The sequence below is a fragment of the Bacteroidia bacterium genome (assembly GCA_041391665.1).
Classification (GTDB): domain Bacteria; phylum Bacteroidota; class Bacteroidia; order J057; family J057; genus JAGQVA01.
In genome coordinates this window covers 1,623,295-1,643,115 of record JAWKNO010000002.1, presented here as the reverse complement: position 1 = coordinate 1,643,115, position 19,821 = coordinate 1,623,295, and the positions used below count along the sequence as shown (strand labels likewise).

Here is a 19,821-nt window from a genome sequence, read left to right as displayed (position 1 = left end):
ATCAAAACGGCGGCTTATAAATCGCTCCCTGAATAAAATTATTCATGATCTTTGCTGATAACGCTGGGTTGGACGAAAGATCTGGCACATGATCACGTACCATATCTACCGTGTCGGACTGGGTATAAAACAAACGGTTGAGGTCTATTTCGATGGTGTATTGGAGTTCTGCGTTTTTGGGAACTGTAAACGCATAGTCTCCCCCCCGATAAGTAAGTGTATTAAACAAATCATCTCCTCCGATAAAATACTCAAACGGAACGTCCAGCAGTGTACCCGTTTTGTTGGGACTGCTGTCAATATTGCCGGCGAGATGAACAAAAGCGTACCCCAGGCTGGTACTTTCGTGCATATTGTAGCCGGGACTCAGCGGATTGTTGGAAGGGTAGGAGAGGGGATCCGTATGGTTGTAGCGCGGGGGCACGCCGAAGCTGATTTTTGCGCCGTCGTAGTCGCCTGCAGGTACTGTAAAAAATTTAAAAAGCCCTTCTCCGTGAGAAGTTTTGCGTATTTCATCTTCCCCAAAATTGAACAACATCACTTCAAAGTTGGTCTGCGGTGAATGGATGACTGTATCCCAGCCGTCGGACCTGTATAGTGTCAGGTCGGAGATAAAAATTTTGGCTGTATGAAATTCAAACTTCCGGCCATCGGCGTTGAAGTAATCATCATTTTTCTGGAAAAGTTGTCCGCCAACCCGAGGCACGATATTTAGTTCGAGAAGCCCGATCCCGGGGTCAGGTTTTGGTGGCGGATCTTCCCTGCAGCTTTGGCAGGCGATCAGTACAGAAGCGATAAAGATTAACAAAACGGTAGGCCGGAGGTTTTTCATAGATTCTTTCATTACACAAATAACGCTACTGGTAATGGAATAGTTTTTCTAATTTAGACGCGAATTTTGAAAAAACTTTTCGTCTCTGCGTCTCCCGAGGGGATGGCTTTGCTCATTTCCGAGACATAACCATTTTGTTCCAAACTATATTTCATGGACCATCTTACAAACTTCCAGCGCCTGACCGAAATTGTCGAAGAACTTCGCGAAAAATGTCCATGGGACCGAAAACAGACCAAGGAAAGCCTTCGCCATTTGACGATCGAGGAGACTTACGAATTGGCGGATGCCGTGCTGAAAGACGACTACGCCGAGATCAAAGCCGAGTTGGGGGATCTGATGTTGCACGTATTATTTTATTCGAGCCTGGCGGCAGAGAAAGGCAAATTTACCCTTGGGGAGATGATTCAGGGCCAGATCGACAAACTGATTCGCCGCCATCCGCATGTGTATGGTGACTTGCAGGGTGCGACAGAGGAGCAGGTGCGGCAAAACTGGGAGCAGATCAAAGCCAAAGAGCGGGAGAACTCAGGGAAAAAGGAAAGTTCGGCCCTCGACGGTGTGCCTGAAAGTTTGCCTTCGCTGATCAAAGCGCAGCGGATGCAGGAGAAAGCCTCGCTGGTGGGTTTTGACTGGGACAATAAGGAGCAGGTATGGGCAAAGGTGGAGGAAGAAATCGGCGAAATGCAGGCCGCTGAAACCGCCGACGCGTTGGAAGACGAAATGGGCGATTTGTTATTTGCTCTGGTCAATTATTGCCGGTTTTCAGGCATAAATGCCGAAGACGCCCTGGCGCGCACCAACCGCAAGTTTCAGTACAGGTTTACCCACATCGAACGCCGCGCCCGTGAAATCGGCAAAACCCTGCCCGAGATGAGTTTGGAGGAGATGGACGTCTTTTGGGAAGAGGCGAAGAAGCCTTGAATGGTTGCTGAAGCTGAGGCTCTCCAGTGGCTGAGGCTTTCCGGTGGCTGAGGTCACTCGAAGCCACTGCTTTACGGCAAAATAGCAAATACCCTCGCAGGAAATCCTGATCCCTCCTTAGGTTTGGGAAAATGTTATACGAATACCTGAAGTCATGTTCCGGGGTAGAATATATTGATCTGGGGGAGCAGACGCAGGCTATTGACTTTGGCACCACGATTGATGAAAAGTTTCGGCTGGAATATGGAATTCAGTCCGGAACCAAACAACTTCCCGCACAGGCCAACACCTTTGTTTTTCTGAAGCTGAAAGCGGGCAATTTTGGCGTGGTTTTCCAAATGGGGGTATTTGATCGCAATGGTGGCCGGAAAGCCTGGGATCAGATCACAGCCGACCTGACTACCAGCAGACTTTACAATACCGAAGAGCGGCAAAAACTAATCCATACGATGATATCCCAGACATTGAACCGCAGTAATTTACAGAGTATGGCCCCTGGCCTTTCTTTTGATTGCCTGCCTTCTTCCCCGGATATTCCTCCTATTAAGTCCTATAACTTATTGTTCGACATAAAGCGCGCAACCCTCCAGGGGAATACGCTGGAAGTAGAGATGGTGATTACCAATCTGGGGACGTCGAGAGATATTGAATTTTATGCTGGTATAAGTTATCCCCAGTACTCCCGGTTGGTAGATCAAAAGGGGAAAAGTTATCAGTTGGTCAATATAAGCAGTTATGATCAATCAACACAATACCAATTCTCCCTTCAACTTGCCAAAAATATTCCCACACCGGTTACTTTTTCCTTTAAGGAAGCAGATTCAGAGCTTGAATTTATCTCAAGGATTTTTATTCAGACTTATAACCAAACTGATGAAACCTACCCTGCTGCAGATTGGGAGGGAATAAAACTGAGCGTTACCAGGTGAATCGGGCGTAAACACAAAAAAACGTTTCTCCATCCGGAGAAACCGGGCTGCGCGCTTCGGCGTGCAACGAGGGGAAATAAAAAGAGGGAGTGGGCTTCTGTTCTACAAACATTCGACTCCTCCGGAGTCCCGGCCCGGCCGGAAAAAGATATGCGGTTTTTTGCCGACCGGCAAGACCCACGGAAGTGGCCTTCTGGCTCGGAGAGTCGTCAGACCACTTTCTATGGGTCAAATGTACCTGAGGCATCTTCGATTTGTAGCCAAGAGGCCCATTTTTCCCCTTTTTTTAATTCAGGGGGCACGACTTCGCACGCTCTCTTAACCTGAGGTTTTAGGAAGAAAAATATCCATGGGTAAACCCATTGAAACCACTTCTGCGTGCAAAGACGCGCCGCTTGAATAAAATTTGAGGGACAGTCATTGAGGCTACAACCACCAACAGCCAACAGCCAACCACCAACAAGGTTTTCATTTTTTCTTTTAAGGTCGGCAGGCGGTCAGATGGGGAACGCACTTCTATCACAAACTCCGGACAAAGTGGTGGAAACTGTTGTTTTTCTTTGAGGGTGAGTTTGTTCCAGTTCTCTTTTGAAACAAATGCGATGTCGGGGGCACGCATACTGCCATCCGGGAGTAAAAAGCCTGCCGATGATTCAAAGATATACCCTGGTTTTTGTTTTCGGTTCCAAATAACCAGATCGGCGTTGAGCGTCGAAATATAGTAGCTACTTAATCCTCCGGAAGGTGATATAATCGTAATAAAACCGTTGGCATCCCGCTCGATTCTAAGATTTTTATTGGCAGCGCAAAACAAAAATAACTCATCCTCTGTCCATGAGCGCGATTGTGGTATATCGAGGGTGAATGAGTTCATAGGACTAATATATGAAGAGTTTGTGAATATCGGAGGTCAGTGTTGCGATTCTCGCAGCCTCAAACTCATTTGTCCAAAAAAAATGAAAAAATGGACAAATACCCTTGTTTCGAAAAAAACTGTGCATATATTTGTGGTATGTCCAATTTTGGGCAAAAAAATGGACATATATGGTGGCGAAAAAATATGATAGAAATCTTCCCTTTAATGACCTTCCACTGCTTCCACCGCCAGAGGAATTAGAGAATGATCCTCAGATATTAAAAAAATTAGTAACTGCATCGAGGGCTTTGGCTTCTGTGAATGGAAATATTCTCAGGCTTCCCAATCCATCTATGTTGGTCAATACGATTGCACTTCAGGAGGCAAAAACATCAACAGAAATTGAAAATATTTTCACTACCGAAGATGACTTATATAAGGCAATTTCTGACAGTGCCAAGGAAGAACGGGCAGACCCTGCAACCAAAGAGGTTTTGCGTTATCGGGAAGCCTTGTGGGCGGGCTATCATGATATTCTTTCCAACAGCTCTATTACGACAGAATCAATTGTAAAAATATTCCAGCAGGTGAAAAACACAAAGGCCGGAATACGACCGCCGCAGTCAAATGTGGTGATAAAAAGAGGTCAGAGCGAATTTCGTTCAGGCGAAGTAATCTATACTCCGCCAAGGGGTACCGGAGTTGTTGAAAATTTGATGGTAAATCTCATTGATTATCTGAACGATGATGAAAAATATCCTACTGACCCTATTTTGAAAATGTGTATTGCACACTACCAGTTTGAAGCAATCCACCCATTTCAGGATGGAAACGGGCGGACAGGAAGAATTTTGAATTTGTTATATCTGATTCATACCAAACTGCTTTCACATCCTACATTGTATCTTTCAAAATATATCCTTGTCCATAAGGAAGACTATTATTACAACCTTGGCGGAGTTACTATGTGGAGGTCCTGGAAAAATTGGATTATGTATATGCTGGATGCTGTAGAAAAAACGGCTATTCTTACCAATAATCTGATTGAAGAAATCGTCAGTCAGATGGAAGCTACTTTAGCCCATGGAAAAAAAGTGATAAAATGGTACAATAAGGAAATAAATGAGGCTATTTTTAGCCAACCTTACATTAAACCTCCGGTAATTATTGATATCCTGGAAAAGTCTTCCCGTACAACTATAGCCAAGTATATGTCCCAACTTGTGGACGCCAAAATTTTGACTCCCAAAAAAGATGGGGTAGAAGTCTATTTCCTTAATGATGATTTGTTGAGGATATTACAGGGCTAAAATAAAACACATCCCCATGCAAACCCTCTCAGAACTCATATCTCTCCTGACCCTCGAAAAGACGGGCGTGTTTGTTGTTCTGTTTTTTTCAGAAACTTATCTTTGATACAAAAATGCATGCCAGCAAAAGACATTTTTCATGAACATGTGAGAGTTGCCCTCGAAAAAGATGGCTGGACAATTACGCATGATCCATATTATCTGGCTATAGGCCGAAAAAGTTTTCCAATTGATTTAGGCGCAGAGAAAATGCTTGCTGCAGAAAAAGGTCTTGAAAAAATTGTAGTGGAAGTTAAAAGTTTTCGTGGAGGCTCTCAGATAAATGATTTCCATACTGCTTTGGGACAATACTTAAATTACCGGCTAGGCCTCCAGGATGTTGAAACTCCACGCGACTTGTATCTTGCTATGCCAAAAGCCGTATATGAAAGTCTGATAGAAGTTACTTTATTTCAACGTTCCGTTGAGTTTTATGACTTGAAGTTGATTATCTTTCAACCTACAGAAAAACAAATTACATCATGGAGAAAGTAGCCAGATACCAAAAACTGATCCGCGAACTTCTGGAAGAATGGGCTGAAGTGAGGGAATCCGAAGAAAATGTTGAAAATCAGGTGATTGTAGATACTATTCAGAATCACTTTCAATTGGTGCGTGTGGGCTGGGTAGGTGACAAATATATATTTAGTCCCATGATTCACTTTGACATTAAAAATGATAAGATATGGTTGCAGGCAAATTTTACTGATGCAGATGTCGCTAGAGAACTGGTGGACAAAGGGGTTCCCCGACAAGATATTGTTTTGGGTTTCCAGCCGCCTTATGTAAGGCCGCACACAGAGTATGGAGTGGCTTAATAATATATGCAAACCCTCTCAGAACTCATATCTCTCCTGACCCTCGAAAAGACGGGCGACAAGACTTTTGTCGGGCAAAATTACCGCACGCCCTGGAAACGGGTCTTCGGTGGGCAGGTGCTCGGACAAGCGCTCCACGCTGCTTATCAGACGGTGCCTGCCGATCGGGTGGCGCATTCGATGCATGGCTATTTTATCCTGGCGGGTGACATCGATGTGCCCATTACTTATGAGGTAGATACCATCCGCGATGGGGGGAGCTTCTCGACCCGCAGGGTAGTGGCCCTGCAAAATGGGCAGGCTATTTTTATTACCGCAGCGTCTTTTCAACTCCGCGAACAAGAGGGCTTTGATCACCAGATTCCTATGCCTAATGTCCTGCCGCCTGAGGTGCTGCTGCCTGATTTTGAACAGATCAAAAGTCTCAGGGAAACCGCCCCCGAATGGTACGCGCGATTAACCATTATTCACCCCAATGCCATCGAGTTTCGACCTGTAGAGAAAGTGGATCCGACCAATCTCACCCAAAACCGACCCTATCGACATGTCTGGATCAGGTCAAGGGATAGGGCCGATGTCGATCTCCCTATGCAACACCAGCTGCTGGCCTACGCTTCGGATTATAATCTGCTGACCACGGCCACCCTTCCGCATCAGGATCAGGTGAATATTTCACGGTTATTTCTCGCCAGCCTCGATCATGCTATCTGGTTTCACCGCGATTTTAACATCGATGACTGGCTGTTGTATGCTACTGACAGCCCGAGTGCATCCAATTCAAGGGGGTTTTGCAGGGGAAGTATTTTTGACCAGCACGGGAGGCTGGTTGCTTCTGTCGTCCAGGAAGGCCTGATCAGACAGTAAAAATTAGCTCATTTTTGAGTTTTCAACTACGAGCTTATCAGCTTTAACTGACGGAGAAAACGTGATCATCGACCAAAATCTCATGACGTTTTCCATCATATTACTAAATTCATGGTAGTCGTTGGGTTTGCGGAAATATCCATTTGCATACCCCTTATAACAACTGATAATATCTGCATAATTCTCAGATGTCGAGAAAACAATAACCGGAATTACCCGGTATTCCGCATGTGATTTCAGAAATTCCAGTACGTCTCTTCCATGTTTAATCGGAATATTCCAGTCCAGAAAAATCAGATCTGGTGCAAATGCGTCCTTGAAATTTCCTGTTTTTTGTATGAAATCCAGTGCATCCCGACCATTTTCTACATCCATGACCTTATAAGGTTTTTTTGCATGATTTTGAATGGTTCGCTTAAACAAATAGAGGTCGCCAGGATTATCTTCTATGATCAGGATATTCATAATTTCTAAAAAAGGTTGTTACTACTGTTTTGTTTATGTAAAAGCAAAATAAGTAAAAAGCCGCTCATTTAGAACGCTATGATAGATTCTGTGTAAATTTGTTACTTTTTGGGAAGGGTAAAATGAAAGGTCGTCCCTTGTCCTACCGCACTTTCTACCCATATGCGGCCATTGTGGTGGATGATGATTTGTCTGACAATAGCGAGCCCGATTCCGGTACCTGAAAACTCCCGTTGTGTATGTAGTCGTTGGAATATATGAAAGAGTTTGTCGACAAATTTCATATCAAAACCGATTCCATTGTCGCTGATGGAGAACTCGATTTCGTATGGCTTCTCTACCGCAGCAATTGTAATATATGTTTCGGGTTTTCTGGAAGAAAATTTAATGGCATTGGAGATGAGATTTTCCCAAACCGTCGTCAGCATATTCAAATCTGCGTAGCAGTCAGGCAGGGGTTGTATGTCCCACGTGATGATTTGATCGGGAAAGAAGCTGGAAACATGATCCGCAAGATGCATGACTAGCTGGAAACTGTCAAAATGAGTCTTATTGGGCAGTGCCTGTTTGTTTCTTGAAAACTGAACCAGCTCATCAATCATTTTCCCCGCACGTTCAGTAGCGCTGGCGATTTTATTCACGAGTCTTAGTTCTTCCTCGGATAAAGTGTTTTCTGTCTGCCCCAAAATATTGACATAGGTTTCGATATGTCTGACCGGAGCCCTCAGGTCGTGAGAAACCGAAAAAATAAATTGCTCAAGTTCCTGAGATGTGCGACTTAGATGGAGTTGAATGGCTCTCTTTTCGCTAATATTATCAGCAATACCAATAACAGATAGGATTTGCCCATTCTCGTCCCGCTCGTAGACACTTTCTTTAGATTCAAGCCATATGTATTCATGGTTTCTTTTGTGCCTTAGCCTGTATTCGATTTTAACCACTTCCTTATCCTTGAGCAATGGCATAATCGTGGTTCGGTGATCCCGAAAATTGGACAGATCCTCAGGATGAATCAGGCTAGCCATTTGGCTTTCATCCATTTGGAGAAACTCTGTTTCGGTATAGCCCAATTCCTCGTAAAGGGAAGGACTTGCATACAGAAAGATTTGGCTTCGGATATCATATAAATAGAAAATCTGGGAGGAAACGGCTAAGATTTTCTGAAGCCAGATTGATGCGTTCTGTGAAGCTGGGGAGTCCTTCATGTTTTATCTTTTAGGCTACTTCATGGATGGAATTTCGGATGACGAGAGAGGCTGTTTCAAAGCCAATAGAAAATTTGCTGCCACAACCTTTCCCTTTACTATAAACCCGAATCCAGCCTTTCTGTAGTTCGAGCAATTCTTTGATGACCGGAAAGCCGATACCAGGAGTGATTTTAGATATTGCCTGAGTATTTTGCATCTGTAACCACCCTGATATTCTATCTACTTCATCCTGCGAAAGTCCGCAGCCCTGGTCAATGATCTCAATGCTGGCTTTCCCGTCATGTTCATCAAGAATAATTTCGGTCGTTTTTCCTTCGGAAGAGAACTTGATGGCATTTTTGAGAATGTGATCGATAATATCATAAACTGCGAGGCTGTCGGCGTAAATCGTAGGTGATTTTCTTATACTTAAAATGAGCGATTGTCCATTTTTCTGCGCTTCAAATCTATTGATAAAAAATGCTTGTTTTACGATGGTGTCAAGGTGAAGAAGCTGAGGATTGACAGATAGTTTCCGGGAGTTAATCAAAGAAATCTGTAAACGGTTACTAATTTTATCTAAGATCATACTGGGTATCTTATATCATAATAAATGTGGGCTTCAATTCATTTCCTCAAGAAAGAATGATTCTGCTAATTAAAATGTCATAGGGTAAAATACTAGTAAAGAAACCAGTAAAAACTTTCATACCGTGGATTATGTAAGAGGAATAGTAAAGAAAAACGTTGTTCCTGAACCGGGAGTGGACTCAAACCATATTTTCCCCCCCATACGGCTCACAATCCTCCTGCATGTAGCTAATCCAATCCCACTTCCCTGATATGTACGGCTGCTATGCAGGCGCTGGAAGAGATCAAATATCTGATCCCCATAATTAGGATCGATCCCAATTCCGTTATCACTCACCGAAAAAAGCCACATATTGTTCTCCTTTATTGCGGAAATATGGATTTTCTTTCTCTTGCGCTGATTAAATTTTGTCCCGTTTTCAATCAGGTTTTGGAAAAGTTGAGCCAGGTGACTGGGGATCGCCTGTACGGTTGGCAGGTTGTCGTAGCTGACTGTTACCTGTTTTTCCTTGAGCAGGGTTCCTAATTGATCGGTGAGATCTCCCATAAGCGCCTGGACATCGACCGCAGTCATGTCTTCTCCCTGATAGCCCAGTCTCGCAAAATTGACGAGTCCGCCAACCATTTCACTCATGCTCAGGGCATATTTTATGATAAAATCGAGGTGATGCACCGACTCAGGTGGAAGCGTTGTGTGATGATCTTCGTGCATGATCTGGGCAAAACTGATAATTGACCTCAGAGGGGTTTTCAGATCATGTGATACTGAATAGGCAAATTGCTCCATCTCTTTTACCCGGGCAATCAACTCCATATTCATTCGCTTTTGATCCGTCACTTTCTGCACGATTACCATTCCATGCGTAGTAGTACCGTATTCGAGTGGTATAAACCTTGAGTAAAAAAATTCACCCCCTATTGAAAACTCTTTTTCCGAGAGTTTGCCTTGCAGGGTTTGAAGAAAAGACGTGGAAAGCAACTTTTGTACAGCTAGCGGGTATATGTCTTTAAAGGTTTTGCCGATAATGTCTTGTTTCAGAACCGATCCTTCAGCAAAATAGAACTTGAGGTTTTCATCGTAAATCAAAACGGCTGCCTCTGAAATATTTTGTGCCAGCAGTCTTCTGGAATATAAGGCTTCATCTTTTGCTTTTTCCAGTTGTACGATGGTTTCCCGATCTTTAATGATAAAGATCAATTCCTGCGGACTTACAGGAATCAGTACGCCTTCGTACCAGGATTCCTTTTCTTTATTTATCTGTGAAAAAGTAAAGGCGTATTCACTATTAGTTTCAAGTGCAATATCGATTCCATCCAATGTTATCTGCAAAATATTGGCCGGGAGGCATTCTGAAAGTTCGTTTACCTGTTTGGCAGAAGATGGCTGAAAACTTTCGATCCCGCTGATATAACTCAAACATTTTCCGTTTGCATCGATATGGGAATAAGTCATGCCGGATTTGTCGAGCATCAATTGAATAAATTGCCTCTGGATAGCGAGTGTCTCCACAAGCGCCTGTTTTTCCTTTTGGGATTCACCCAGTTTCAGCGCGGTTTGTTTGTATTCTCTGGCCAGGTGTTTGAGCCGGCCTGAATCTTTCAATTCACTGATATCTACAATCGTGATCAGTACACCCAATAGTTTGTGCTGATTGTCATAGTAGGGGAAAATGTGGATTTGGTACCATTTCCCTGTAAGGCTTACTACCTCATCATCAATGACTTCTCTCGTTTCCAGAACCGTATTGACAACTTTATCCAGGTCATAATTGGAAAGGTTGTGAGAAAAATGATGAATAGGCCGGCCGATATCGGAGTCCGTGACGTGGATCTCATCTGCAATCTTGTTATTAAACCTTCTGATTCTCAAGCCATCATCTAAAAACATCACGCCGATCCTGGTATACCGGAGCAGGTTATTCATATCGTGATTCAGGCTGGAGAGTTCTTCAATGGTGAGTTGGTGTTCAGTATTGATGGTGTATAATTCTTCATTGACAGATTGGAGCTCTTCATTGGTTCCCTGAAGTTCTTCATTGGAAGCGGTCAACTCTTCATTGGAAGTTTGAAGTTGCTCAATCGTGGCATGCAGGTTTTCACGGGTAATGCGGAGTTCCTGTTGAAGAATTTCAACTTTCCCCTGTTTAAAATCCTTGTTATCGTTGGTGGGAATCTCTTGTTCCACGTCTGTGGGTAGCTCCTTGATAAGGATCATAAACAGCTTTTCCCGCGGGTTTTCTTCATGACTGGGTTTTACGGTAATTTGGGTATTGATGGGTTGGCCATGGATTTCGTAAATGATGTCGCTATAGACAACGGTTTTGCCCATTTCTATCGGCTGTTTGATGGCTACAGTAAGCGCTGCGGCAATATCTGAGGGTACCATTTTTAATATATTCCATGATTCGGGCATATCGGGAATCCGAAGGTATCTGTCAGCTCTGCCAAAATATTTGAGTAACTGAAAATCCTGATTGACAATCAGGCAAGAGGAGGCAATCTCTTCCAGCAGCATATTATTGGTAATATCCAGTAATCGCGCGTTGATAGCCTTTTCAGAAGAGATCTTTGATTTCCATACATTTTGAACCATGTAGCTGGAATCATTTTTATCTTCTCCTCTGACGGAATGAATTTCGTGCGTATGGGGTAAGTTCCGATCGAAGACTGATTTGTAGATTTTATGTTTTCTGGATACCTGAACAAAAACATGGTCATTGTCAACGAGAATTTCGTTGGTACCCACCATGAGGTGGCTGCCAGACTTCAGCGCATAGTTGAATATGGCCTGTATTTTCTTCTGAATGTTGGATTGAAAAAATACCAGCAGATTGCGGCATATGATAAGATCCATTCTGCTAAATGGCGGATCCTGCAAGAGATCGTGGCGGGTAAAGACAATCATCTCCCGGATACTGTTGTTGACTTTATAGCCTTCCTGTACTTTCATAAAATACACAGCAAGTCTTCGGGGAGAAATATCAGCGGCAGTACTTTCAGCAAAAAAACCTATACTGGCTTTTCGGATTGCTTCCGGGTTGATGTCCGTAGCAAAAATCTTGATGCGCACATCCGTCTGCATCCTTTGCTGATACTCGTGGCATAAGATCGCCACGGAATATGCTTCTTCACCGGTAGCACACCCGGCCACCCATATCCGGAGGGTATTTTCTTTTACATTCTCAAACAATTCGGGTATAACTGTTTGCTCCAGATATTCCCACTCCGTAGTATCCCGGAAAAAGTTTGAAACACTCAGGCAAAATTCATTGAGCAAAAGCTGAATTTCCTGCGGGTTTTTGTGGATTAACCTGGCATATTCCTGAACGGATTTCATCCCGGTGAGATTGATTCTCCGCCTGAGTCTTCGCCAGATTGTCTCATAGTTGTAGAGATAAAAATCTACTCCGGAAAGGCTCTTCAACATATTGAGTATGTCAATCAGTTCATCCGGTGGCTCTGCGAGATCAGGTTTGAGGTTTTCAATGGTTTCCGGTTGTGAAATATATTGTGAGATTTTCTTCGGAATCGCTTCCACTTCCATCTCATAATCTGCTAACCCGGCGAGGATCACATTTCTGGGCATACTGGCAAACTGGGCCTGCCTGATAGACTGGGCGAGGACAATGCCATCTGCCTCCTTGATTGCCCTTGCACCACTCAACCCGTCGCTGCCTGTTCCAGAGAAAACCAATCCGATTGCCTGGTGCCCTTTTTCTTCCGCCAAGGACTGGAAAAATCCATCGATCGGGAAAAATGAGTTTTTATGGTCTTCATCGTGGATAAAGTTGAATTTGCCATCTTTCAACCTCAATATACCCCTTGGGGGATTGAGATAAATCTGGCGGGGCTCTATGGTATCCCCCTCTTCGATTACCTGTACCGGAAGATCGGTCCTTCGTTTCAGCAGATCAGGCATCATACTTTTGTAGTGAGGCGATAGATGCTGAATGACGATATATGCAATATTTGCATGAGGATCGATATTCTCAAAAAATTGTTCCAGTGCTTCCAGGCCGCCAGCAGAAGCGCCGATAGCTACGACGTAAAAATTCTCATGATGAGCAAGGGGGGCCTTTTCGTTCGTGCCTTTTTGAGGTATATTCATTGGGGTCGATGGACATAATATGTATAAACCGAAATCAAACTAAGATACTATGCCAGTAGGTTGTGTCTTGAAAGCCAGGGGGTAATGTTCGGACTAGTTTTCTGATTTCATATCTGTATTATTTTCGGGAGTAACTTCATCTTCTCCGGTATTGTTTTCCTGAATGTTTTTGTTGGCAATCTCTTGCATTTTCGCATCCTGGTTGTTAACAAATGCATGTACTTTGTTGAGAATTACATTGTTGGCCAGAATTTGTTTGTGAACACGGTTTCTTGTGGCCAGTACTCTGGGTAGAAATTCATTTCCGACCAATTCATTGTATTTCAAAACTACCGTTTCGATCACATGGGGAAGTATCTTGATATTATCTTTGAGTACATACCCCCATGCGCCACTGAGAATCGTGTCTGCCGCGAGTTGTTCTCCGATAGAGCCGGTTACAAAAACAAATGGAATCATCGAGTTGCATTCCAATGCCATAATCATCGCCTCATGACCGGTAATATCGGGGAGTCGGTAATCAGCAAGAATCAGGTGAGGATTGGTAAGCCGAAGAAGTGCCTGGTATTCTTCCAGCCTCGCTGCAAAGTGGAGGGTAAAGGTAAATCGGGTCTTTTTCAGGATATCAGCGATCAACTCTGCATCTTCGGGATCATCCTCAAGTATTATCGCTGTAATTTCATTTTTAATGTACTCCATTTAATGCTCACAATTTTAACAGATAAATATCATCCTAAAATAATTACAATAATTGAAACTTCTAATTACTTTTTCATATTTTGGCATTATTATCCTGACCTGTTCCTCTGAAATTGGATTATTATAGCATAATCGGCAATAAATCAGGGGAATGGAAACAAGTGTACTGAACAATTACAGAAGCATGCCCGACTCAAAAAACTCTGCCGACCTATCCGTACAAGAAATTGCACCAGACCCTCGCCCTTATATCGTCGGTATTGGTACTTCTGCAGGTGGCCTCGAAGCACTTCAGCTGTTGTTTGATAATATTCCCCAAAGCAGCCAAATCGCCTATGTCATTGTGCAACATCTTGCCCCTGATTATAAAAGCCTGATGGTGGAGCTGCTCTCCAAACATACACATATGAAGATCAGGCAGATTGATGATGGGATGCAGGTCCAGCCTAATTCTGTCTATGTCATGCCGCCCAAAACCAACCTGATCATCAATAAGGGCCGCCTGTATCTCAAACAAAAAGACCCTTTGCTGAATATTAATTTTCCGATTGATATATTTTTTCATTCCCTCGGTGAAGATCAGGGAGAACGGGCTGTAGGGGTTGTGTTATCCGGAACAGGTACAGATGGTACAAGAGGTATCAAGACCATCAAAGAGTACGGTGGGATTGTCATCGTTCAGGAGCCCAACTCTGCAAAATTTAATGGGATGCCCTTGAGTGCAATCTCTACCCAACTGGTGGATTTTGTGCTTACCCCTCCCCAAATTGCCAGCCAGCTTTCAGAAACCATTCAAAAGTCTATGCTGCAAAGAAATCTGACTATTGCACAGGAGCCTTTTGAGGCTGAAATATTCAGGCGAATCATCAATTTGATTAAAGACAAAACCGGTATTGATTTCATCCTTTACAAACGCACCACCATTTACAGGCGGATTGCAAGACGAATGAAAATCAATGGGATGGAATCCATGGAAAGTTACTATGCAGACCTCCTGGAAAATAAAAAAGAAGTGCATACCCTTCAACAGGACCTGCTTATAGGCGTTACCCAGTTTTTTCGCGATCCGGAGGCATTTGAAATTATTGAGAAAAAAGTTATACCTGAAATCTTTAAAAATAAATCGGAACGCGAAACGATCCGGATTTGGACACCTGGCTGTTCCACCGGTGAAGAAGCCTATTCTATCCTGATTTTACTGGAAGACTATAAAGCCAGACATAAGCTCACCCATCCCATTAAAATATTTGCCACAGATATTGATGTGAAAGCGCTGGAAATTGCAGGGAATGGCGTGTACCCCGTGAATATTTCTGCGGATGTGAAAAAGTCTTATTTGTATGAATATTTTACCCAAAAAGATCAGTCTTACCATATTTCCCAGAATCTGAGAAACCAGGTGGTTTTTGCCCGACATAATATTTTTAGCGATCCGCCTTTCAATCGGGTGGATATGATTGTTTGCCGCAACCTGATGATTTATCTGGAATCTACCCTTCAGGATAAAATTATGACCATCTTCCGGTTTGCGATCAATAAAGGGGGCTTTCTCTTTCTGGGACCCAGCGAATCGGTCGGTGATATCGCAGAAATTATGGAACCTGTCAGCAAACGCTGGAAAATTTACCAACATACTTCTGAACCTCAGACGGTAATGCCCGATTTGCTCTCCGGCCATTCTCCTTCTTTTCTCAATATTACCCCGGCTTCTCTCCACAACCCATTGGGTAATCCTACCAAAAAAAGGTTTCAACCTCATTGGATCGATCAGTTTAAAGATACACTGGTTGAGTTATACTCGCCGAAATGTGTTTTTATCAACGAAGATTTTGATGTCCTCTACCTGGCTGGTGGCGTGTCCAAATATGTGCGGCTTCCCGAAAAAGCCCTGACACTTAACTTCCTGAAAATGGTTCACAAAGACCTTGTGATACCTCTTAGTACTGCTATCAGAAAAGCAAGTAAAACCAATGACCCCGTCCGCTACAATAACATCCAGTTTAAATACAATGATTCGGACCATTTTGTCTGCGATCTCAATGTGATCCCTCTGCCTCAACTCAACCGGATTGAAAAAATCTTACTGATCAGTTTTATTGAACATGATGGGACCGTTGAAAGGGAGGATACGGATTTGTTTGAAATAAACGATGCCGTCAAAGACCGGATCAATTATCTCGAACAACAACTGAAAGATACCAGGGAAAATCTCCAGGCGACAATTGAGGAACTCGAAACCTCTAATGAAGAACTCCAGGCCTCCAACGAGGAACTCATGGCCGCTAACGAAGAGTTGCAAAGTACCAATGAAGAACTTCAATCTGTCAATGAAGAACTTCACAGTGTCAATGCCGAATTTCAGGAAAAAATCCTCCATCTTTCTGAGCTCTCAAGTGATATGGATAATATGATGAGCGCCAGTGAAATCGGAACTATTTTCCTTGATTCCGACATGAGAATCAGAAAGTTTACGCCTGCTATTCAGGAATATTTTAATCTCATGCCTCAGGATATCGGACGCCCTATCAGCCATTTTAATACAGATCTTGGAATAAAAGATATTTTGAAGAAAGCCGAGGAAGTGCTGACAAAAGGTATCAGATTCAATGAGGATATAACCATTAAGGATAAAGGCCACTATTTTATGAGAATACTGCCTTATAAGACTTCGGAAAGAGTCATAAAAGGGATTGTCATTACTTTTGTAAATATTGAGGGACTCAAAGCAACGTAAAACTATGAAAATCAAATTAGGGGATTGAGATGATTGATTTCTTTCGGCATTTTTTCCGGGCCAACCATTTTATGCCTCATGGACATTGCTATTTTTGGCAATCTGATGTTCTATGGGCTCAAATAATTGGTGATTCTCTGACGGTTGCGGCCTATTTTTTAATTCCATTTGCATTATGGATCTTTGTCAAAAGGCGGAAAGATCTGAAGTATAGGCGAATATTTATCCTGTTTGGGGCCTTTATTTTTGCCTGTGGTGTCACGCATTTATTGAGTCTTGTGACAATCTGGTTCCCTTTATATTATTTGGAAGGCTTCATGAAGGTGATTACCGGGATCATTTCGGTTTTTACGGCGATTACCTTGTACCGTCTTATTCCTTCTGCTTTGTCTATTCCGGATATGAATGCTTTCCGGGAGGCCAAAAGCTTATCGGAACAGGCCGATATCGCCTTTTCCCAGATCGAAGGGTATGTGATCATCCTGCTGGATACCAGTGGCTTTATCCGTACCTGGAATAAAGGCGCTGAAAAGATCAAAGGATATACCTCAGCGGAAGTCGTCGGAAAACATATCCGCATATTCTATACACAAGAAGACCAGGACAATGGCCTGCCTGAACGGCTAATTCAAAAGGCACTTATGCATGGTATTGCCCATGATGAAGGTGCCCGACAAAAAAAAGATGGGGGCATAGTATGGGTAAGTACGACGCTCACGGCGATCCGCAATGAAAATGGTGAAATTATAGGTTTAAGTAAAGTAACACATGATCTCACTGACAGACACCGGGAAGAACAAATGCGTGAGCGTCATGCAAGTGATCTGGAGACAAAAAACAAAGAAATGAGTCAAATCACGTATGTCGCCTCCCACGATTTGCAAAGCCCTTTGAAAACCATTACCAACTATACCAACCTCCTGTATGACGAATACCACGATAAGCTGGGGGATGATGCCAATATGTACCTCAATGTGATCCGAAATGCAACAGACCGAATGAAATCCTTGATTAAGGATTTACTGGATTTTTCCCGTATTGGTCAGGATCGTCAACAAATAATCGTGGATGGGAATGAGATTATCCGGAATGTATTGGCTGATCTCGCTTTTAGCATCTCAGAATCTAACGCAACCTTCGATCTGAGCCCAATGCCAATCTTTAATGGCTATAAGACAGAATTGGCGCTTTTATTTCAGAATCTCATCGCTAATGCGTTAAAATTCCGAAAAGAAGGGACCGCGCCTCATATTAAGATTTCCGCTCAAAAGGTATCCAGCGATTATCTATTTACCATTCAGGATAATGGTATTGGGATTGAAGAAAAATATTTGTCAAAAATCTTTGAAATTTTTCAACGACTGAATGCCCGGTCCAAATATGAAGGAACCGGTATTGGACTTGCACATTGCGCAAAGATTGTTGACCTTCATGGCGGAAAAATCTGGGTCGAATCCATTCCCGGTGAAGGCAGTACTTTTTATTTTACTATTCCTGATTACCATATATATGAATCAAATACTGAATTGCGTCCTGCTGATTGATGATGATGAAGATGATAACTTCATCCACAAAATGGTAATCGAAAAAGCTGGCGTTGCCCGGCAAGTACTGGCTGTAGAAAGTGGCATGGAAGCGCTTGCGTATTTAACCACAAAACAAAATGGTGCTTACCCGCAGCCTGATCTCATTTTCCTGGATATCAATATGCCCGGGATGAACGGCTGGGAGTTTTTGGAAGCCTACCGTAAGCTCGAATTATTTCAGCAGGGCAGAGTAATTGTGGTCATGCTGACAACTTCTCCAGACCCCAGCGACAAAAATAAGGCAGAAAACCTGACGGAAATCCGTAAATTTTTAAATAAGCCCCTTACCGCGGAAATGCTCATGAATATTTTAAATGAATTTTTCCCTGATAAATAATGAAAACAGGTGTTTTCCTCTATTCTCATTCCCTAAGCCCAGCTCTCTGAGCTTCTGCCTCTGAAACACACCCTGTTTTCCTGCTCCCGGTATCAAAAATCTGCCCGGACCCCCGCGCCAGGCAATATTATCCCTGCAAGCTGAAAAATAATTTTTCGTTTTCGGAAAAAGCGTTCGTTTTCGAACACTTTTTTATTTGATTTTCTTGCATAAGTATTTGTAAATCAATACTTTATATCCTGGCACAACTCTTGGCTTTCTATCAGTAAATCATTGTGAACGATTTCCAAATGGATAGCCCGATTTCCCAGTCCCATCAAAACCAGGCGCGCCGCCGAACAATCACGAGGATCATTTTGATTGTCTTTGCGTTTGGTATGTTTGCCTGGCTTTTTCAGTATTTTCTCCGCCCGTCTGCCGAAATCAACTCCTTTCGGTTTGCTGTTGTGGAGGAAGGTGAAGTTGAAAATGCCGTTTCTACAACGGGTCTGGTGGTCCCGGCCTATGAGCAATTGCTGACTTCGCCCATTACCTCCCGGCTGGATAAAGTATTTCACCGTGCAGGAACCAGCGTAAAAACCGGAGAACTGATTTTGGCGTTGGATGAAGCATTCATCCGTCTGCAATACGAACAACTCGGCGATGAACTCGAGCTGCGCAAAACCAATGTTACCAGCCTCAAACTTACCTACGACAAAGACCTCCGGGACCTTGAGCTTCGCGATCAGATCAAAGCCCTGCAACTCTCCCGGCTGGAAGCCCAGCTTGCCGATGCGCGGCAACTTCACGCCGTAGGCGGCACCGCCAATGAGGAAGTAAAACAGGCAGAACTTGCCTTACAAATTGCCAGACTGGAAAAATCTCAGCTCGAAAACGAATTGGCATACAGAAAAGAATCATTGGCAAGCGACCGCCGGAAACTCGAACTGGAAGTACAGATTCAGGAAAAAAGATTGGCAGAACTGGCAAAGAAGCTGAATGAAACCAGCTTGCGCGCCCCCAGCGACGGTGTAATCACCTGGATTAATGAAAATATCGGTAAAAATATCACCGAAGGTGAAGCCCTTGTCAGATTGTCCAACCTCTCCGGTTTCCGCATAGAAGGTACCGGCTCAGATATGTATGCAGACCGGATTCGCGCCGGACTTCCCGTGAAGGTGAAAATCAACCGGGAGGTTCTTACAGGGTTGATCACAAGTATTTCGCCTGCAGTTGAACAAAATACACTCCAATTCCAGGTCGTATTGGATGACCCTTCCGCAGATGCCCTTCGTCCCAATATGCAGGTGGAGGTATATGTCATTACTGACCGGAAAGAAGGCGCAATGCGCGTGGTCAATGGCCCCGCATTTTCAGGCGCAAAAGAGCAGGATATCTTTGTTGTGGAGGGAGATTTTGCCCGCAAACGCAGGGTAAAAGTTGGGCTCAATAACCTCGAATATGTAGAATTGCAAGGCGATATACGCGTTGGGGAAAAAATTATTCTTTCAGACATGAGAGACTATGCACATCTCGATCAAATCAAACTGAAGCCATGAATGG

The 19,821-nt window shown here is 43.4% G+C and carries 17 protein-coding genes; 10 read left to right on the top strand and 7 right to left on the bottom strand.

Features of this window, described 5'->3' with window-relative positions; genetic code table 11:
• Position 1: 1 nt before the first annotated feature.
• Positions 2–832, bottom strand: a complete 831-nt coding sequence (locus tag R3D00_18390) for an MbnP family protein (GenBank protein ID MEZ4775159.1) — start codon at positions 830–832, stop codon at positions 2–4.
• Between the two features lie 153 nt (positions 833–985).
• Here R3D00_18390 and mazG point away from each other — a divergent pair, with 153 nt between their 5' ends.
• Entirely contained in the window at positions 986–1,756 is a 771-nt protein-coding gene (mazG, locus tag R3D00_18385; protein MEZ4775158.1) for a nucleoside triphosphate pyrophosphohydrolase, read from the top strand.
• A 131-nt stretch (positions 1,757–1,887) separates the two neighbouring features.
• Entirely contained in the window at positions 1,888–2,685 is a 798-nt protein-coding gene (locus R3D00_18380) for a hypothetical protein (GenBank protein MEZ4775157.1), read from the top strand.
• 331 nt (positions 2,686–3,016) lie between these two features.
• On the opposite strand, the gene R3D00_18375 is transcribed toward R3D00_18380, so the two are convergent.
• Positions 3,017–3,559 (bottom strand): Uma2 family endonuclease, encoded by a 543-nt coding sequence (locus R3D00_18375; protein ID MEZ4775156.1) that lies wholly within the window; start codon positions 3,557–3,559, stop codon positions 3,017–3,019.
• A gap of 170 nt (positions 3,560–3,729) precedes the next feature.
• Between R3D00_18375 and R3D00_18370 the strand changes: the two genes are divergently transcribed.
• The 4 genes from R3D00_18370 (at position 3,730) to R3D00_18355 (ending at position 6,572) form a co-directional block, all read left to right on the top strand.
• Complete coding sequence (locus tag R3D00_18370; protein MEZ4775155.1) at positions 3,730–4,851, top strand: Fic/DOC family N-terminal domain-containing protein; 1,122 nt, start codon at positions 3,730–3,732, stop codon at positions 4,849–4,851.
• 117 nt (positions 4,852–4,968) lie between these two features.
• The gene (locus R3D00_18365; protein ID MEZ4775154.1) at positions 4,969–5,385 is read left to right on the top strand and encodes an element excision factor XisH family protein; all 417 of its coding nucleotides are present in this window, start codon (positions 4,969–4,971) and stop codon (positions 5,383–5,385) included.
• Positions 5,373–5,708 carry a XisI protein gene (locus R3D00_18360; protein ID MEZ4775153.1) on the top strand — a complete coding sequence of 112 codons (336 nt, stop codon included), beginning with the start codon at positions 5,373–5,375 and terminating at the stop codon, positions 5,706–5,708. The genes R3D00_18365 and R3D00_18360 overlap by 13 nt, the downstream gene beginning before the upstream one ends.
• Positions 5,709–5,714: 6 nt before the next feature.
• Positions 5,715–6,572, top strand: coding sequence for an acyl-CoA thioesterase II (locus R3D00_18355; protein MEZ4775152.1), 858 nt, complete (start codon positions 5,715–5,717; stop codon positions 6,570–6,572).
• Between the two features lie 3 nt (positions 6,573–6,575).
• On the opposite strand, the gene R3D00_18350 is transcribed toward R3D00_18355, so the two are convergent.
• The 5 genes from R3D00_18350 to R3D00_18330 form a co-directional block, all read right to left on the bottom strand.
• A complete protein-coding gene (locus R3D00_18350) occupies positions 6,576–7,037 on the bottom strand; it encodes a response regulator (protein MEZ4775151.1) in 462 nt (153 codons plus the stop codon).
• Positions 7,038–7,138: 101 nt separating this feature from the next.
• A complete protein-coding gene (locus R3D00_18345; GenBank protein MEZ4775150.1) occupies positions 7,139–8,242 on the bottom strand; it encodes an ATP-binding protein in 1,104 nt (367 codons plus the stop codon).
• Between the two features lie 10 nt (positions 8,243–8,252).
• Entirely contained in the window at positions 8,253–8,813 is a 561-nt protein-coding gene (locus R3D00_18340) for a HAMP domain-containing sensor histidine kinase (protein ID MEZ4775149.1), read from the bottom strand.
• A gap of 129 nt (positions 8,814–8,942) precedes the next feature.
• Positions 8,943–12,923 carry a CheR family methyltransferase gene (locus tag R3D00_18335; protein ID MEZ4775148.1) on the bottom strand — a complete coding sequence of 1,327 codons (3,981 nt, stop codon included), beginning with the start codon at positions 12,921–12,923 and terminating at the stop codon, positions 8,943–8,945.
• Between the two features lie 93 nt (positions 12,924–13,016).
• Positions 13,017–13,622, bottom strand: a complete 606-nt coding sequence (locus tag R3D00_18330) for a response regulator (GenBank protein MEZ4775147.1) — start codon at positions 13,620–13,622, stop codon at positions 13,017–13,019.
• Between the two features lie 151 nt (positions 13,623–13,773).
• Here R3D00_18330 and R3D00_18325 point away from each other — a divergent pair, with 151 nt between their 5' ends.
• The 4 genes from R3D00_18325 to R3D00_18310 all read left to right on the top strand — a co-directional run bounded on the left by R3D00_18325 (position 13,774) and on the right by R3D00_18310 (position 19,817).
• Positions 13,774–16,356: a chemotaxis protein CheB gene (locus R3D00_18325; protein ID MEZ4775146.1), complete on the top strand. Its 2,583-nt coding sequence runs from the start codon at positions 13,774–13,776 to the stop codon at positions 16,354–16,356.
• A gap of 317 nt (positions 16,357–16,673) precedes the next feature.
• The gene (locus R3D00_18320) at positions 16,674–17,900 is read left to right on the top strand and encodes an ATP-binding protein (GenBank protein ID MEZ4775145.1); all 1,227 of its coding nucleotides are present in this window, start codon (positions 16,674–16,676) and stop codon (positions 17,898–17,900) included.
• Positions 17,866–18,279, top strand: a complete 414-nt coding sequence (locus R3D00_18315; GenBank protein ID MEZ4775144.1) for a response regulator — start codon at positions 17,866–17,868, stop codon at positions 18,277–18,279. The genes R3D00_18320 and R3D00_18315 overlap by 35 nt, the downstream gene beginning before the upstream one ends.
• Positions 18,280–18,554: 275 nt before the next feature.
• On the top strand, positions 18,555–19,817 hold the full coding sequence (locus R3D00_18310; GenBank protein MEZ4775143.1) for an HlyD family efflux transporter periplasmic adaptor subunit: 1,263 nt from the start codon (positions 18,555–18,557) through the stop codon (positions 19,815–19,817).
• The last annotated feature ends 4 nt before the right edge of the window (positions 19,818–19,821 follow it).

Bases quoted from the DNA above. Each gene is read 5' to 3' on its own strand.
- R3D00_18340 (MEZ4775149.1), bottom strand. From the start codon at position 8,813: ATGATCTTAGATAAAATTAGTAACCGTTTACAGATTTCTTTGATTAAC.
- R3D00_18375 (MEZ4775156.1), bottom strand. From the start codon at position 3,559: ATGAACTCATTCACCCTCGATATACCACAATCGCGCTCATGGACAGAG.
- R3D00_18325 (MEZ4775146.1), top strand. From the start codon at position 13,774: ATGGAAACAAGTGTACTGAACAATTACAGAAGCATGCCCGACTCAAAA.
- R3D00_18345 (MEZ4775150.1), bottom strand. From the start codon at position 8,242: ATGAAGGACTCCCCAGCTTCACAGAACGCATCAATCTGGCTTCAGAAA.
- mazG (MEZ4775158.1), top strand. From the start codon at position 986: ATGGACCATCTTACAAACTTCCAGCGCCTGACCGAAATTGTCGAAGAA.
- R3D00_18365 (MEZ4775154.1), top strand. From the start codon at position 4,969: ATGCCAGCAAAAGACATTTTTCATGAACATGTGAGAGTTGCCCTCGAA.
- R3D00_18350 (MEZ4775151.1), bottom strand. From the start codon at position 7,037: ATGAATATCCTGATCATAGAAGATAATCCTGGCGACCTCTATTTGTTT.
- R3D00_18355 (MEZ4775152.1), top strand. From the start codon at position 5,715: ATGCAAACCCTCTCAGAACTCATATCTCTCCTGACCCTCGAAAAGACG.
- R3D00_18370 (MEZ4775155.1), top strand. From the start codon at position 3,730: ATGGTGGCGAAAAAATATGATAGAAATCTTCCCTTTAATGACCTTCCA.
- R3D00_18390 (MEZ4775159.1), bottom strand. From the start codon at position 832: ATGAAAAACCTCCGGCCTACCGTTTTGTTAATCTTTATCGCTTCTGTA.
- R3D00_18380 (MEZ4775157.1), top strand. From the start codon at position 1,888: ATGTTATACGAATACCTGAAGTCATGTTCCGGGGTAGAATATATTGAT.
- R3D00_18360 (MEZ4775153.1), top strand. From the start codon at position 5,373: ATGGAGAAAGTAGCCAGATACCAAAAACTGATCCGCGAACTTCTGGAA.
- R3D00_18315 (MEZ4775144.1), top strand. From the start codon at position 17,866: ATGAATCAAATACTGAATTGCGTCCTGCTGATTGATGATGATGAAGAT.
- R3D00_18320 (MEZ4775145.1), top strand. From the start codon at position 16,674: ATGAAGGTGATTACCGGGATCATTTCGGTTTTTACGGCGATTACCTTG.
- R3D00_18330 (MEZ4775147.1), bottom strand. From the start codon at position 13,622: ATGGAGTACATTAAAAATGAAATTACAGCGATAATACTTGAGGATGAT.
- R3D00_18335 (MEZ4775148.1), bottom strand. From the start codon at position 12,923: ATGAATATACCTCAAAAAGGCACGAACGAAAAGGCCCCCCTTGCTCAT.